The sequence below is a fragment of the Labrys sp. (in: a-proteobacteria) genome, from assembly GCF_047605565.1.
GTDB lineage: Bacteria > Pseudomonadota > Alphaproteobacteria > Rhizobiales > Labraceae > Labrys > Labrys neptuniae.
The window spans coordinates 69,697-83,850 of record NZ_JASGFM010000029.1 but is presented as its reverse complement, the minus strand read 5'-3'; the positions used below and the strand labels follow the sequence as shown (position 1 = coordinate 83,850).

The following is a 14,154-nucleotide window of genomic DNA, read 5'->3' as shown; positions in this document are numbered from 1 at the left end:
GCCTTGGCGCCGCCGCCGGCGATGGCCGCCTTCACGTCCTTCTCGACGATGCGGCCATGCGGCCCGGAGCCCTGGATGGCACCGAGGTCGAGGCCGGCCTCCTTGGCGAGGCGCTTGGCCAGAGGCGAAGCGAAGATCCGCGCACCGGCCTGGGCCGGAGCCGTTACAGGCGCCGAAGCAGGAGCGGCGGCTGGCGCAGGAGCACTCGAAGCGGCAGGAACCGGAGCAGCAGATGCCTCAGCAGCAGGAGCCTGAGCAGTCGCCTTGGGAGCCGGGGCACCGCCGGCGGCAGCAACCGCCTTGGCGTCCTCGCCCTCGCCGGCAATCACCGCGATGAGTTCGTTGACCGGCACGTCGGCGGTACCCTCCGGCACCACGATCTTGGCCAGCACGCCCTCGTCGACGGCCTCGACTTCCATCGTCGCCTTATCGGTCTCGATTTCGGCCAGCACGTCACCGGACTTGATGGTGTCGCCTTCCTTCTTCAACCATTTGGCCAGGTTGCCCTTCTCCATCGTGGGAGACAGAGCCGGCATCAATACATTCACGGGCATCGGCAACTCCTCAGCGATAGAGAACGGCTTTGGCCGCTCCGACGACTTCGGCCACGCTCGGCAGAGCCAGCTTTTCGAGGTTGGCGGCATAAGGCATCGGCACGTCCTTGCCCGAGACGCGCAGGACCGGCGCGTCGAGATAGTCGAAGGCCTGCTCGTTGACGCGGGCCGCGATCTCCGACCCCACGCCCGACTGCTGCCAGCCCTCCTCGACCACCACGCAGCGGCCCGTCTTCTGCACCGAGGCGATCACCGTGGCGGTGTCGAGCGGGCGCAGCGAGCGCATGTCGATGATCTCGGCATCGATCCCCTCACCCGCCAGCGCCTCGGCCGCCTTCAGCACATAGGTCATGCCGATCGACCAGGCGACCAGGGTGATGTCCTTGCCCGGCTTGACCACCTTGGCCTTGCCGATCGGCAGGACGAAGTCGTCGAGCTTGGGCACGGGATGGCTGTGGCCGTAGAGGATCTCGTTCTCGAGGAAGATCACCGGATTGGGATCGCGGATGGCGGCCTTGAGCAGGCCCTTGGCATCGGCGGCCGAATAGGGCGCCACCACCTTCAGGCCGGGCACATGCGAATACCACGAACCGTAGTCCTGGCTGTGCTGGGCACCCACGCGCGCCGCGGCGCCGTTGGGGCCGCGGAACACGATCGGGCAGCCCATCTGGCCGCCGGACATATAGAGCGTCTTGGCGGCGGAATTGATGAGGTGGTCGATCGCCTGCATGGCGAAGTTGAAGGTCATGAACTCCACGATCGGCCGCAGGCCCGTCATGGCCGCGCCGACGGCAATGCCGGCGAAGCCATGTTCGGTGATCGGCGTATCGACCACGCGGCGGGCGCTGAACTCCTGCAGCAACCCTTGCGTGATCTTGTAGGCGCCCTGATATTCGGCGACTTCCTCGCCGATCACGAACACGCTCTCGTCGCGACGCATTTCCTCGGCCATCGCGTCGCGCAACGCTTCGCGCACGGTCTGGGTGACGAATTCGGTGCCGGCCGGAACCTCCCCGGAAGCGTCGTGGGCATCCACCGGTGCTGGAGCCGACTGCGCCACGGCGGGTGCGGCGATGGCGGGAGCCGCCACGGGCGCGGCGGCCGGCTGGGCCGGTGCCGAGGCTGCCGGGGCGGCGGCTTCGCCTTCACCCTGGATGAAGGCGATCTTGGTGTTCACGGCGACATTGTCGGTGCCTTCGGGCACCAGGATCTGGGTGAGCACGCCCTCATCGACGGCTTCGACTTCCATCGTCGCCTTGTCCGTCTCGATCTCGGCGATCACGTCGCCGGACTTGATGGTATCGCCTTCCTTTTTGAGCCATTTGGAGAGCTTGCCCTGCTCCATGGTGGGAGAGAGGGCCGGCATCAGGATATCAGGCATGGGTGCCTCGAAGTCTGGAGAATGGGATTTACGCGAGCAGGCCGGGACGGCCGACCGTCACTTCAGGACGTCGGTCCACAGCTCCGAGGGATCGGGCTCGGGATCGTTGGTGGCGAAATCGGCGGAATCGTTGACGATGTCGCGGATCTCGGAATCGATCTTCTTCAATTCTTCCTCGCTGATGCCGTGCTCGCCGAGCAGGCGTGCGCGGCTCTGCTCGATCGGATCATGCTCGGTCCGCATCTTCTGGACTTCGTCCTTCGTGCGGTACTTCGCCGGGTCCGACATCGAGTGGCCGCGATAGCGGTAGGTCAGCATCTCCAGGATATAGGGGCCCTTGCCGGAGCGGGCATATTCGATCGCCTTCTGGCCCGCCGCATAGATGGCGCGCACATCCATGCCGTCGACCTGCTCGCCGGGGATGTTGAAGGACAGGCCGCGACGGGAGAAATCGGTCTGGGCCGAGGCGCGGTTGACCGAGGTGCCCATGGCATATTTGTTGTTCTCGATCACATAGACGACCGGCAGCTTCCACAGGGCCGCCATGTTGAAGCTCTCATAGACCTGGCCCTGATTGGCGGCGCCGTCGCCGAAATAGGTCAGGCTCACCTTGCCGTCGGAGCGATAGGCATTGGCAAAGGCCAGGCCCGTGCCAAGCGACACCTGGCCGCCGACGATGCCATGCCCGCCATAGAAGGCCTTCTCCACCGAGAACATGTGCATGGAGCCGCCCTTGCCGTGCGAATAGCCGCCCCGGCGTCCCGTCAGCTCGGCCATGACGCCGCGGGGAGCCATGCCGGCCGCGATCATGTGCCCATGGTCACGATAGCCGGTAATGACCTGGTCGCCTTCGCGCGAAGCCATCTGCAGCCCGACCACGACGGCCTCCTGCCCTATATAGAGATGGCAGAAACCACCGATCAGGCCCATGCCGTACATCTGCCCCGCCTTCTCCTCGAAGCGGCGGATCAGCAGCATCTCGCGATAAGCGTTGAGCTCCTGTTCGCGGGAGAACGACGATGCCGTCTTGGTTGCCCCCGCTGCCTTGCCCGAGCGGGCGGCAGTCTTCGAAGCCTTGCTAGCGGTAGCAGCGGCCTTTGCGGCTGTAGCGGCCATGAACCCTCCGATTATTGGTGGCTAAGCTGAGGAAGTGCTAGCGCATCCAATATCAAAAAGCGAGAGCCACACCCAAATGCTGCAGTGCAACATATTGAACATGCAACACAATTATGAATTAACTTAAATTCAGTTCATTCAATAATGAACTCAATTCCTGTTATTCTTTTACACATTTTCGTCAAACTTCGGGACGGACAAATAGCCGCCGCGAAACAGAAATCGATTTAGCGGCGGGAAGCCGCAACAAGTGGAAAGCCGCCTCTACTTGGTCAGCAAGACTACTTCGTCATTGGGGTGAACGAGGCCCAGCACGTCACGCGCTTTCTCGTCCAGCATGTCCGGATCGATCGCCTGCGACCTGAGCAGGTTCACACGCCGATCGAGAGCAGCATGCTCCTTCTGCAACAGAACCAGTTCGTTGCCCAGATCCTGCTTCTGCTGGTCGAATTGGTGCTGTGCCTGGATGCCATGCTCGCCATTGAAGGCCTGATAGGAGAAATAAGCGATGGCTGCGGCCGCTCCCGCCAGGAGCGCGAGCTGGTTCAGGATGGCGCGGATGCGTGTGCGAATGACCATGAGGGCATGGTTAAGTCCGGATGGTTGATATTCCGTTGACGCCGCTTGCTGCAGCGCAAAATCTACGGCGTTTCGTCCCCTTCCGCATGCTGGGCCGGCAGGACCGCCATGCAAAAATGCGGCCCAAATAAAAAGCCGGGGAGCGGAAGCCCCCCGGCTTTCGTTTTTACATCGCGTGAATCGGCCTCAGGCGAGTGCCTTCAGGGCAGCGCGGCCGCCATAGAGCGCCTGGGTGCCAAGGGCCTCTTCGATGCGCAGGAGCTGGTTGTACTTGGCCGTACGATCCGAGCGGGCCAGCGAGCCCGTCTTGATCTGCCCGCAATTGGTGGCGACGGCGAGGTCGGCGATGGTGGAATCCTCGGTCTCGCCGGAGCGGTGTGACATCACGGCGCGATAGCCGGCCTTGTGGGCCATTTCCACGGCGGCGAGCGTCTCGGTCAGGGTGCCGATCTGGTTGACCTTGACCAGGATCGCATTGCCCAGGCCCTTCTTGATGCCCATGGACAGGCGCTCGGTGTTGGTCACGAACAAGTCGTCGCCGACGAGCTGCACCTTGGAGCCTACCTTGTCGGTGAGCAGCTTCCAGCCCTCGAAATCGTCCTCGGACAGCCCGTCTTCGATCGACACGATCGGATAGTCCGCCGTCAGCTGGGCGAGATAGTCCGCCTGTTCTGCGATGGAGCGCTTCACGCCCTCGCCGCTGTAATCATAGACGCCGTCCTTGAAGAACTCGGTGGCGGCGCAGTCGAGGGCGAGCATCACGTCCTCGCCCGGCTTGTAGCCGGCCTTCTCGATGGCGCTCATCACGAAATCGAGCGCAGCCTTGGCCGACGGCAGGTTGGGGGCGAAACCGCCCTCATCGCCGACATTGGTGTTGTGGCCGGCATCCTTCAGGCCCTTCTTCAGGGTGTGGAAGATCTCGGCACCCATGCGCAGGCCTTCGGCGAAGGTCGGAGCACCGACCGGCATCACCATGAATTCCTGGAAGTCGATGGGATTGTCGGCATGCACGCCGCCATTGACGATGTTCATCATCGGCACCGGCAGGACGCGCGCGGCGGGACCGCCGACATAGCGCCACAGCGGCAGGCCAGCCGACTGGGCCGCCGCCTTGGCGACGGCGAGGGAGACGCCGAGAATGGCGTTAGCGCCGAGACGCGACTTGTTCGGCGTGCCGTCGAGATCGATCATGGCCTGGTCGATCTGGATCTGGTCTTCGGCGTCCAGACCGCCGAGCGCCTCATAGATTTCGCCATTCACGGCTTCGACCGCCTTTTCGACGCCCTTGCCGCCATAGCGCTTGCCGCCATCGCGCAACTCGACCGCCTCATGTGCACCGGTCGAGGCACCGGAAGGCACGGCCGCACGGCCCGTCGAACCGTCCTCCAGCAAGACATCGACCTCGACCGTCGGATTGCCACGGCTGTCCAGAATTTCGCGGGCGATGATGTCGCTGATGGCGGTCATGGGGCTGCTCCTGTTTGCGATGACGGATTGTTCGTCGCGCTCATAGCGGATGAACGGCCATGGCGAAAGAGCAAAACAACGTCACCAAACTGCCATCTCAGACACGCGCGGCCTTGGACGGCAATAGACGGGCCTGTACTTCGTCGAGCATTTCCTGCCGCGTCGGTGTCATACCGCCTGCAGCTTCGGCTACCTTATGCATGAGATCGATCAGATCCTTGCGCTCGTCTGCCGCAAGCTGTTTGTCGAAGAGCGGCGCCAATTCACGGACAGCACCGAGAAGCTCGGGGTGTTGCGGGCGACATATTCCGCAAAGGTGCGATGTTCGACCAGCTTATCGCCATAACCGAACACAGTGCGGGCGGCTTCGTCGATCAGCTTTTCCGCAGCTGGCAGCACAGCGTGATCGACGCTGCCCAGCTTGATCAGCAGGGCGAGAGCGCCATCGCGCGCTTCCGTTACGGAGCGCACCGCCGCCTTTGCTTCCGCATCCCGAGCCCGCTGCAAGCGTCGCTGGCGCGCCGCCGCGCTGAAATAGGAGGCGATGACTTCATGCCCGTCAAAGCGGATCAGCCAAAAGACGAACCAGCCCATGAAGGCACTCAGGATCAAAGCAATGACCGGCATAGTATTCCCCAGCGTTAGTATGAAGGTCTTGCCACGAAATAGTCACATTGTCACGACAGCCGACATTGAGCCGCGCAAAGCATGTTCGCGCAGGAACACCTGTTTGCGCTCACAGCCTGTTTCGGCCTGCCTTCATGATCCTTGTCGATGACGGCAAATCGCAAAATGCCCTGGGAAACAGCTTGCATGGCTGTTGAAAATCGCCGATTGGCGAGCCGATTATCCGCGCATGGGAGACAGACATGCCCAGTTTCGACCCTTCCACGCTGCAGCTTGGCAGCGAAAGCAAGATCCCCGCCTCGCCCGAGGAAGCCCGGCTCGACAGAGTTCCCAATCCGCAGGCCGATACGCTCTATCTCGCCCGCTTCACTTGTCCTGAATTCACCTCGTTGTGCCCGGTGACGGGGCAGCCCGATTTCGCCCATCTCGTCATCGACTATGCGCCGAAGGACTGGCTGGTCGAGTCCAAGTCGCTCAAGCTCTATCTCACCAGCTTCCGCAATCACGGAGCCTTCCACGAGGATTGCACCGTGGCCGTCGGCCGCCGCCTCGTCGAACTGTTGGAGCCGCGCTGGCTGCGCATAGGCGGTTATTGGTATCCGCGCGGCGGCATTCCCATCGACGTGTTCTGGCAGACCGGCAAGCCGCCCGAAGAACTCTGGCTGCCCGACCAGGGCGTACCGACCTATCGCGGCCGGGGCTGAATCCGGGGCCGCCGGCCCGTCGGCCGGCTCTTCCTCGCAGGCAAGCACCGCGTTTCCAAGAGCCGACCGGGAGGCCGGAGGCCCGGCCCCTCAGCCCTTGGCGATCGCGTCGAACTGCTTCAGGCGTGCCAGCAGCGCCTCGAGCTGGTCGAGCGGCACCATGTTGGGACCGTCGGACGGCGCGTGATCGGGATCCTGGTGGGTCTCGATGAAGACAGCGGCCACACCGACTGCCACGGCGGCGCGGGCGAGCACCGGCACGAATTCGCGCTGGCCACCGGTCGAGGTCCCCTGCCCGCCCGGCTGCTGCACCGAATGGGTGGCATCAAACACCACCGGCGCACCGATCTGCTCGGCCATGATCGGCAGCGCGCGCATGTCGGTCACCAGCGTATTGTAGCCAAAGGAGGCGCCGCGCTCGGTCACCAGCACGTTGGGATTGCCGGCCTCGGTGATCTTGGCGACGACGTTCTTCATGTCCCACGGCGCCAGGAACTGCCCCTTCTTGACGTTGACGACCCGGCCGGTACGGGCGGCCGCCACCAGGAGATCGGTCTGGCGCGAGAGGAAGGCTGGAATCTGCAGCACGTCGACGACCTCGGCGACCTTGGCGCATTGGTCGTTCTCATGGACGTCGGTAATGACGGGCACGCCGAACTTCTCGCGGATCTCAGCAAAGATCGGCAACGCCTTGTCCAGGCCGACGCCGCGAGCCCCCTTGGCCGAGGTGCGGTTGGCCTTGTCGAAAGAGCTCTTGTAGATCAGGCCCATGCCGAGCCTGTCGGTGATCGCCTTGATGCCGGTCGCCATTTCCATGGCGTGGTCGCGGCTCTCCATCTGGCAGGGGCCTGCGATCACGGTGAGCGGCAGCGCGTTACCGATGCGGAGCTTGCCAAGGGAAACGACGGAGTGGGCGACGGTCATGGGCGATCCTGGAACTGAGAGGTCATGCCGGAGATAAGGCTGCAGGCGCGCGAAGGCAAGTTCGACTCCCCTCGTGGAGCGGTTCTCTCTCCGCTCAGGCCCTGAGCTCTTCGAAAATCAGGGCTGTGCCGAAATTGTCGGCGGCCGCTACTGCCAGGTGCTTGCGATGGCGGACGAAGGGGATGCCTGCCTGATCGAGGCGGGCAGCCATGCCATCGAGGGGCGCCGTCACCTTGAAAGCGGCAAGGCGCGGACCATCGGCCAGCGATAGCGTCGGCTCAAGGCCGAGCACGTCACGGTAGCAGTCGGGCGACATTGCCTCCACCGTCCCGCGGGGCGTGACGATCGCCATGTTCCGGGCGCTGGCGCAGACCGCCCTCGATCCGGTGAAGGCTTCGAAGAAGGGCACGGTTGCCGCCGGTTCGGCGGCCAGCATGACGATGCCTCCAAGCTTGACGGTCCCGTTTGCATGGCGCTGGAAGTCGGGATTCCAGAAATTCTGCGGCTCGTGCTGCTGCGTGGCAAAAAAGCCTGACGCCGGCATGGCTGCGTCGGCGGCGAAGGCGAGCGTGAAGGCGACGCGGACCTCCGAACCATCCGGCCGCCTCGCCTGGCGTTCGAAAAAGAACGGCTCGAAACCACCGATACCGGCCTCGTCGAAGGCCAGCCTGTCGGCAGCGGCATCCTGCGCCTCGACCACCAGCATGGCGAAGCCGTCGCCATAGCGATCAAGATAATCTCGGGAGAAGGTGGCAAAACGCGAGCGATCGGCCCAGACAGCATCGGTGATGCCTTCGCTGCCGACCGTGATCAGCTCCAGGAAAGTGCCCGGGAACTGCACCACATGGTTCTCGGTGCCCCAGGGGTGGCGGTTGCGGGCGCCGACCGTGAAGCCAAGCGCCCGGTAATGCGAGGCAGCGGCCTCGAGGTCGCGAACGGCAAGAACGAGATGGTCGAGACCGCGTGACATGGCGCAACTCCGGATGGGGAGCGGGTCTTCAGACCCGCTTGGAAACGAACCGGCCCATCAGGCGGGTCTGAAGACCCGCCCCCCCGATCACACCAGGCGGCTCTGTTCGACGGCGGCCGCGATGAAGCTCGAGAACAAGGGATGCGGCTCGAAGGGACGCGACTTCAGTTCGGGATGGTACTGCACGCCGATGAACCAGGGGTGGTCGGCATATTCGATCGTCTCCGGCAGCAGGCCGTCCGGCGAGGTGCCGCAGAACACCATGCCCTTGTCTTCCAGGCGCTCGCGATAGCTCATATTCACTTCGTAGCGATGGCGATGGCGCTCGGAGATCGAGACATTGTCATAGATACCGGCGATCTTGGAGCCCGGCTTCAGCGTCGCCTGATAGGCGCCGAGCCGCATGGTGCCGCCGAGATCGCCGCCCTGAGCGCGCTGCTCGAGTTCGTTGCCCTTCATCCACTCCGTCATCAGGCCGACGACCGGCTCCTTCGTTGCGCCGAACTCGGTCGAATTGGCATTCTTGATGCCGGCGAGCGAACGGGCGCCCTCGATCACCGCCATCTGCATGCCGAAGCAGATGCCGAAATAAGGCACCTTGCGCTCGCGGGCGAAGGTCACCGCCTTGATCTTGCCCTCGGCGCCGCGCTGGCCGAAGCCACCGGGCACCAGGATGCCATGGACGTGCTCCAGATGCGGAGCCGGATCATCCTGCTCGAAGATCTCGCTCTCGATCCAGTCCAGCTTGACCTTGACGCCATTGGCGATGCCGCCATGGGTCAGCGCCTCGGTAAGCGACTTATAGGCATCCTTCAGGCCGGTATATTTGCCGACGATGGCGATGGTAACCTCGCCCTCGGGATTGTGGATGGTCTGGGAGATCTTGCGCCAGCGCGACAGGTCCGGCTTGGGCGCATCCTCGATGCCAAAGGCGGCCAGCACCTCGGTGTCCAGCCCCTGCTCGTGATAGGCGATCGGCACGTCATAGATCGACGCGACGTCGCGCGCCTCGATCACCGCGGTCTCGCGCACATTGCAGAACAGAGCAAGCTTGCGGCGCTCTTCCTTGGGGATCTCCCGGTCGGAACGGCAGAGCAGAATGTCGGGCTGGATGCCGATCGAGCGCAGTTCGGCCACCGAATGCTGCGTCGGCTTGGTCTTGAGCTCGCCGGCCGAGGGAATGAAGGGCAGCAGCGTCAGATGGGTGTAGATGCAGGCGCCGCGCGGCAAATCGGACTTGATCTGACGGATCGCCTCGAAGAAGGGCAGCCCCTCGATGTCGCCGACGGTGCCGCCGATCTCGACCAGCACGAAATCCACGCCGTCATTGCCCTTGAGGACGAAGTCCTTGATGGCATTGGTCACATGCGGGATGACCTGGATGGTGGCGCCGAGATAGTCGCCGCGCCGTTCCTTGGTGATGATGTCGAGATAGATCCGGCCTGTGGTGATGTTGTCGTCCTTGGAGGCCGGACGCCCGGTGAAGCGCTCGTAATGGCCAAGGTCGAGGTCGGTTTCGGCCCCGTCGTCGGTGACGAAGACCTCGCCATGCTCATACGGGCTCATCGTGCCCGGATCGACATTGAGATAGGGATCGAGTTTGCGAAGGCGGACTTTGTAGCCGCGCGCCTGCAAGAGGGCGCCGAGGGCGGCTGAAGCCAACCCTTTTCCAAGCGAGGAGACCACGCCGCCGGTGATGAAAATGTACCGCGTCATGGACCCCCACTTAGACAAAAACACAATGATTCGACGAGCGGGCAATCGCTGCCCGCAGGATTATTTTCAAGTGACGCAAAGCGTTTTGCGATTTGGTGGAATCACCAAGAATCGCAAAGACGCGTCGGAACAATGAGTTAGAGCAAATAAGCGTTCGAGCTTGAACGCGCTTTGCTCTAGGACGCTACAGTCCCAAGCCCGACAATCACGCTGCCGGGCTGTTCATTACGGCTTGGCCGGTGCAGCCGGTTCGCCACCGCCCTGCAGCTGGTCGAACACCGATCCGCCATTGGACGGGGCCGGAGCCGGAGCCGCCGGTGCGGGCTGGGCAGGCGTGGCCGGCTGGCTGGTCGGCGCGGCCGGACGATATTGGTCGAGCAGCGAACCACCCGGACGGCTCTGCTGATTGGCAAGAATCGTCAAGAGCAGGCTGGTGATGAAGAAGGCAGCCGCGAGGCCCGCCGTCGTCCGCGTCAGCAGATTCGCCTGGCCGCGTCCGGTCATGAAACCGCCCGAGCCGCCGCCGATGCCGAGCCCCCCGCCTTCGGAGCGCTGCAACAGCACCACAACAACAAGGGCCAGGACCACCATCAGGTGGATCGAGATGAGAACGGTTTGCATGGACTGATCCGGAAAGAATTCGGGCGCGTTCCTACACGAAGCGAGGGCCGCTGACTACCCCTGTCATATGGGAAGCTGGCATGAGTTGCGCCAGCCCCCCGTTCTTGAAGCTCAGGCGGGCTACCTGGCGGCGACAAACGCCTCGTGCTCGCGCACGAGTTCGCCCGACAGCGCCTTGGCAATCAGGGTCCGTGTCTCCGGGATACCGTAGATCGCCGCAAAGGAGCCGAAGCGCGGACCGCGCTGCTCGCCCAGGAGAATGCGATAGAGCGTGTTGAACCACTCCAACGAGACGCCGGGGCGCTCGGGCGTGGCGCCCTTGGCCTTGAAGTCCTGATAGGGCGGCAAGCTGCGGCCGACATCATAGACCTTGTCCTGTATCATCGCCGCATCGGCATCGGCCGGCAGCTCGCCGAGGGCGTCGGACAGCGCCATGAGGGCGGCGCGCTCGGCGTCATCAGGCACCGAATACTGCTTGGCCGGCTTCACGAAGTCCCGGAAATAGCGGATCGCGTACTCGACCAGCCTGTCGAGCTGCGGGTGGGTCTGCGGCGATGCGTCCGGCGCATGGCGGCGCAGGAAGCCCCACAGCACGTCCTTGTTCTCCGCATTGGCGACGGCAACCAGATTGAGCAGCAGCGCGAAATTGATCGTAGTCCGCGCGCCTTCCTGGCCGATCGTCTCTGGGGCCGGTGGATTTCCGCCGTGAATATGCCAAACCGGGTTGCCGAGCTGGTTCTTGGCATCCTGTCGCCCGAATCCGCCCAGAAACTGCAGATACTCGTCGACGGCTCGCGGAATGACGTCGAAATGCAGCTTCTTGGCCGAGCGTGGCGACTGGTACATGTACAATGCCAGGCTCTCCGGCGTGGCATAGGTCAGCCATTCGTCGATGGTCAGGCCGTTGCCCTTCGACTTCGAGATCTTCTGGCCGTGCTGGTCGAGGAAGAGCTCGTAGACATAGTGCTCCGGGGCGGTACCGCCGAGGATCTCGCAAATGGCATCATAAACAGGCGCGTTGGTCTGGTGGTCCTTGCCGAACATCTCGAAGTCGACATCGAGCGCCGCCCAGCGCGCGCCGAAATCCGGCTTCCATTGCAGCTTCACCTTGCCGCCGGTGACCGGCAGCGTCTTGTCGACACCGTCCTCATCGGTGAAGGTAATGGTACCCGCCTTGGCATTCACATCCTTGAGCGGCACATAGAGCACCCGCCCGCTGCTCGGAGAGATCGGCAGGAACGGCGAATAGGTCGCCTGCCGCTCCTCGCCGAGGGTCGGCAGCATGACGGCCATGATCTCGTCGTACTTTTCGGCAGCCTTCAGCAGCACGGCATCGAGCTTGCCGGATGCGTAATATTCCGTCGCGCTGGCGAATTCGTAGTCGAACCCGAACGTATCGAGGAAGCGGCGGAGCATGGCGTTGTTGTGATCGCCGAAGCTCTTGTAGTCGCCGCCAAACGGGTTGGGAACACGGGTCAGCGGCATCTGCAAATAGGGCTTGAGCGCTTCGGGATCCGGCACATTGTCCGGGATCTTGCGCATGCCGTCCATATCGTCGGAGAAGCAGAGCAGCCGGGTCGGGACGCGATCTTCCGTCAGCAGGCGAAACGCATTGCGCACCATGGTGGTCCGCGCGACCTCGCCGAAGGTGCCGATATGCGGCAGGCCCGAGGGACCATAGCCGGTCTCGAACAGGACCTCTTTCTTGTCGCCGGACCGCTTCTGCAGACGGGCGACGAGCTTCCTCGCCTCCTCGAATGGCCAGGCGGCGGAGACATTGGCGGCCGCGACGAGCTCGGCCGGATAGAGATTTGACATGTTCGATCCGATTTTTTCTGCTGCTTGTGGAGGGGAAGCCAGGCGGCGTGCGAGACGGCTTGATTTCCCTCGACCGCAAGCGGAAGGCACAGCCATATTCAGGCTGGGCCGCAGCGTCAATCTTGGCGCGAGCAAATGATCGATCGAGGGGCTTCATGACGCCGCTTCTGGACTATCTGACAGCCGCTCTCGTCACCCTGCTCGTGGTGGTCGATCCGCCCGGCCTCGGCCCGATCTTCCTGGGTGTCACGCGCGGCATGAACAAGGAGCAGCAGCATTCGGTCGGCTGGCGCGCCAGCGTGATCGGCTTCGGCGTGCTCGCCTTCTTCGCCATTGCCGGCGAACCCTTCCTCAGGCTGCTCGGCATCACCACCCCGGCCTTCCGCATCGCCGGTGGCCTCCTGCTATTCGCTATCGCCTATGAAATGGTGTTCGACCGCTCCAACGTTCGCAAAAACGAAACCGCGGAGACCGCCATCACCAAGGATTTCATCTCCAATGTCGCCGCCTTTCCGCTGGCGATCCCGCTGATCGCCGGCCCCGGCGCCATCACCGCTGTGATGCTGCTCTCCGCCCAGGCCCATGGCGAGCCCGCCAAATTCGCCTCGCTGTTTCTCGTCATCGCCTTCGTCACGGCCTGCTGCTACGTCTCGTTCCGGCTGGCAGGGGTGATCAACAAGCTCCTCGGGATCACCGGCAATGTCGTGCTGACACGGCTTCTCGGCATCGTGTTGTCGGCCCTGGCGGTACAGTTCATCGTCGACGGGGTCAGGGCGATCGTGGCCGGATAGCGGGCCCGCAGCGCGTTCGGCTTCTTTTCCGTCACCGGGGCGGCGTGATGATCGCGCTTCCTGACGCGCCCGACAGCAAAACGCCGGCCACAGGACGTGACCGGCGCTTCGGATAGCCTGTCGATGGGCCTCGTCCGATTTCAGAACGGGATGTCGTCATCCATGTCGGCCGAGGAGAACTTGCTCGAGCCGGCCGGTGCCGGGCGACGTTCCATCGGGCTCGACGAGCCGAAATCGTTGCCCTGATAGTCCCGGCCGCCATCGCCCTGCCCGCCGCCACGCGAATCCAGGAGGGTCATCTCGCCGCGATAGCGCTGCAGCACGATCTCGGTGGAATATTTCTCCACGCCCGAGGCATCGTTGTATTTGCGGGTCTGGAGCTGGCCCTCGAGATAAACCTTGGAGCCCTTCTTCAGATATTGCTCTGCGATGCGCGCCAGCCCTTCATTGAAGATGACCACGCTGTGCCACTCGGTCTTCTCCTTGCGCTCGCCGGTGGCCTTGTCACGCCAGCTCTCCGTCGTGGCAATACGCAGGTTGACAACCGGTTCGCCCGAATTGAGCCGCCGCACTTCCGGATCGCGGCCGAGATTACCGACCAGAATGACCTTGTTCACCGAGCCCGACATCGAGGCTTCCTTCCTTCGCTTCACAGCCTGCCGGCCTAACCGGCCCGCACGCCCCATGGCGCCCCGAGGGGCGCCTCCATCATTCCTGCTCTAGCATGCTCCCGGCGCCGCACCCGCAAGGGATTTGGCTTCATGCACAATTAGTTTGTTCCACATTTGTTCGCACAATGCAAGCGCCTGACCTTAACTATCCGCTTACCAAACCGCGCCAAAGGCCCTGCCATGTCGAACTTGGCCATTTCGCCTCGAATCATGTG

Annotated in this window: 14 protein-coding genes; 2 read left to right on the top strand and 12 right to left on the bottom strand. The window is 63.4% G+C overall.

Features of this window, described 5'->3' with window-relative positions:
* The 6 genes from QM672_RS22800 to QM672_RS22775 all read right to left on the bottom strand — a co-directional run.
* Positions 1-554: biotin/lipoyl-containing protein (locus QM672_RS22800; RefSeq protein WP_415085310.1), on the bottom strand; the 554-nt coding region annotated here is incomplete at its 3' end.
* Positions 555-564: 10 nt separating this feature from the next.
* Complete coding sequence (locus QM672_RS22795) at positions 565-1,935, bottom strand: pyruvate dehydrogenase complex E1 component subunit beta (protein WP_415085308.1); 1,371 nt, start codon at positions 1,933-1,935, stop codon at positions 565-567.
* Between the two features lie 57 nt (positions 1,936-1,992).
* Complete coding sequence (pdhA, locus tag QM672_RS22790) at positions 1,993-3,051, bottom strand: pyruvate dehydrogenase (acetyl-transferring) E1 component subunit alpha (protein ID WP_311938146.1); 1,059 nt, start codon at positions 3,049-3,051, stop codon at positions 1,993-1,995.
* 264 nt (positions 3,052-3,315) lie between these two features.
* Positions 3,316-3,630 (bottom strand): FtsB family cell division protein, encoded by a 315-nt coding sequence (locus QM672_RS22785; RefSeq protein ID WP_068290812.1) that lies wholly within the window; start codon positions 3,628-3,630, stop codon positions 3,316-3,318.
* Positions 3,631-3,816: 186 nt separating this feature from the next.
* Positions 3,817-5,097, bottom strand: coding sequence for a phosphopyruvate hydratase (gene eno / locus QM672_RS22780; protein ID WP_311938143.1), 1,281 nt, complete (start codon positions 5,095-5,097; stop codon positions 3,817-3,819).
* Between the two features lie 210 nt (positions 5,098-5,307).
* Positions 5,308-5,691, bottom strand: coding sequence for a hypothetical protein (locus QM672_RS22775; RefSeq protein ID WP_415085305.1), 384 nt, complete (start codon positions 5,689-5,691; stop codon positions 5,308-5,310).
* 275 nt (positions 5,692-5,966) lie between these two features.
* On the opposite strand from QM672_RS22775, the gene queF reads away from it, so the two are divergent.
* On the top strand, positions 5,967-6,428 hold the full coding sequence (gene queF, locus QM672_RS22770) for a preQ(1) synthase (RefSeq protein ID WP_068290819.1): 462 nt from the start codon (positions 5,967-5,969) through the stop codon (positions 6,426-6,428).
* A 90-nt stretch (positions 6,429-6,518) separates the two neighbouring features.
* Here queF and kdsA read toward each other — a convergent pair whose 3' ends face one another.
* The 5 genes from kdsA to QM672_RS22745 form a co-directional block, all read right to left on the bottom strand.
* Entirely contained in the window at positions 6,519-7,352 is an 834-nt protein-coding gene (gene kdsA, locus QM672_RS22765; RefSeq protein ID WP_311938139.1) for a 3-deoxy-8-phosphooctulonate synthase, read from the bottom strand.
* A gap of 94 nt (positions 7,353-7,446) precedes the next feature.
* Positions 7,447-8,322, bottom strand: a complete 876-nt coding sequence (locus QM672_RS22760; RefSeq protein ID WP_415085302.1) for a VOC family protein — start codon at positions 8,320-8,322, stop codon at positions 7,447-7,449.
* 87 nt (positions 8,323-8,409) lie between these two features.
* Positions 8,410-10,038 carry a CTP synthase gene (locus tag QM672_RS22755; protein ID WP_311938135.1) on the bottom strand — a complete coding sequence of 543 codons (1,629 nt, stop codon included), beginning with the start codon at positions 10,036-10,038 and terminating at the stop codon, positions 8,410-8,412.
* 225 nt (positions 10,039-10,263) lie between these two features.
* Positions 10,264-10,659: a preprotein translocase subunit SecG gene (secG, locus tag QM672_RS22750; protein WP_311938133.1), complete on the bottom strand. Its 396-nt coding sequence runs from the start codon at positions 10,657-10,659 to the stop codon at positions 10,264-10,266.
* Positions 10,660-10,779: 120 nt separating this feature from the next.
* Positions 10,780-12,477 carry a lysine--tRNA ligase gene (locus QM672_RS22745; protein ID WP_415085299.1) on the bottom strand — a complete coding sequence of 566 codons (1,698 nt, stop codon included), beginning with the start codon at positions 12,475-12,477 and terminating at the stop codon, positions 10,780-10,782.
* 155 nt (positions 12,478-12,632) lie between these two features.
* Here QM672_RS22745 and QM672_RS22740 point away from each other — a divergent pair, with 155 nt between their 5' ends.
* Positions 12,633-13,268, top strand: coding sequence for a MarC family protein (locus QM672_RS22740; RefSeq protein ID WP_068290829.1), 636 nt, complete (start codon positions 12,633-12,635; stop codon positions 13,266-13,268).
* Positions 13,269-13,408: 140 nt separating this feature from the next.
* Here the strand turns inward: QM672_RS22740 and ssb are convergent, their stop codons facing one another.
* Positions 13,409-13,897, bottom strand: coding sequence for a single-stranded DNA-binding protein (ssb, locus tag QM672_RS22735; RefSeq protein ID WP_068290831.1), 489 nt, complete (start codon positions 13,895-13,897; stop codon positions 13,409-13,411).
* Positions 13,898-14,154 lie beyond the last annotated feature (257 nt).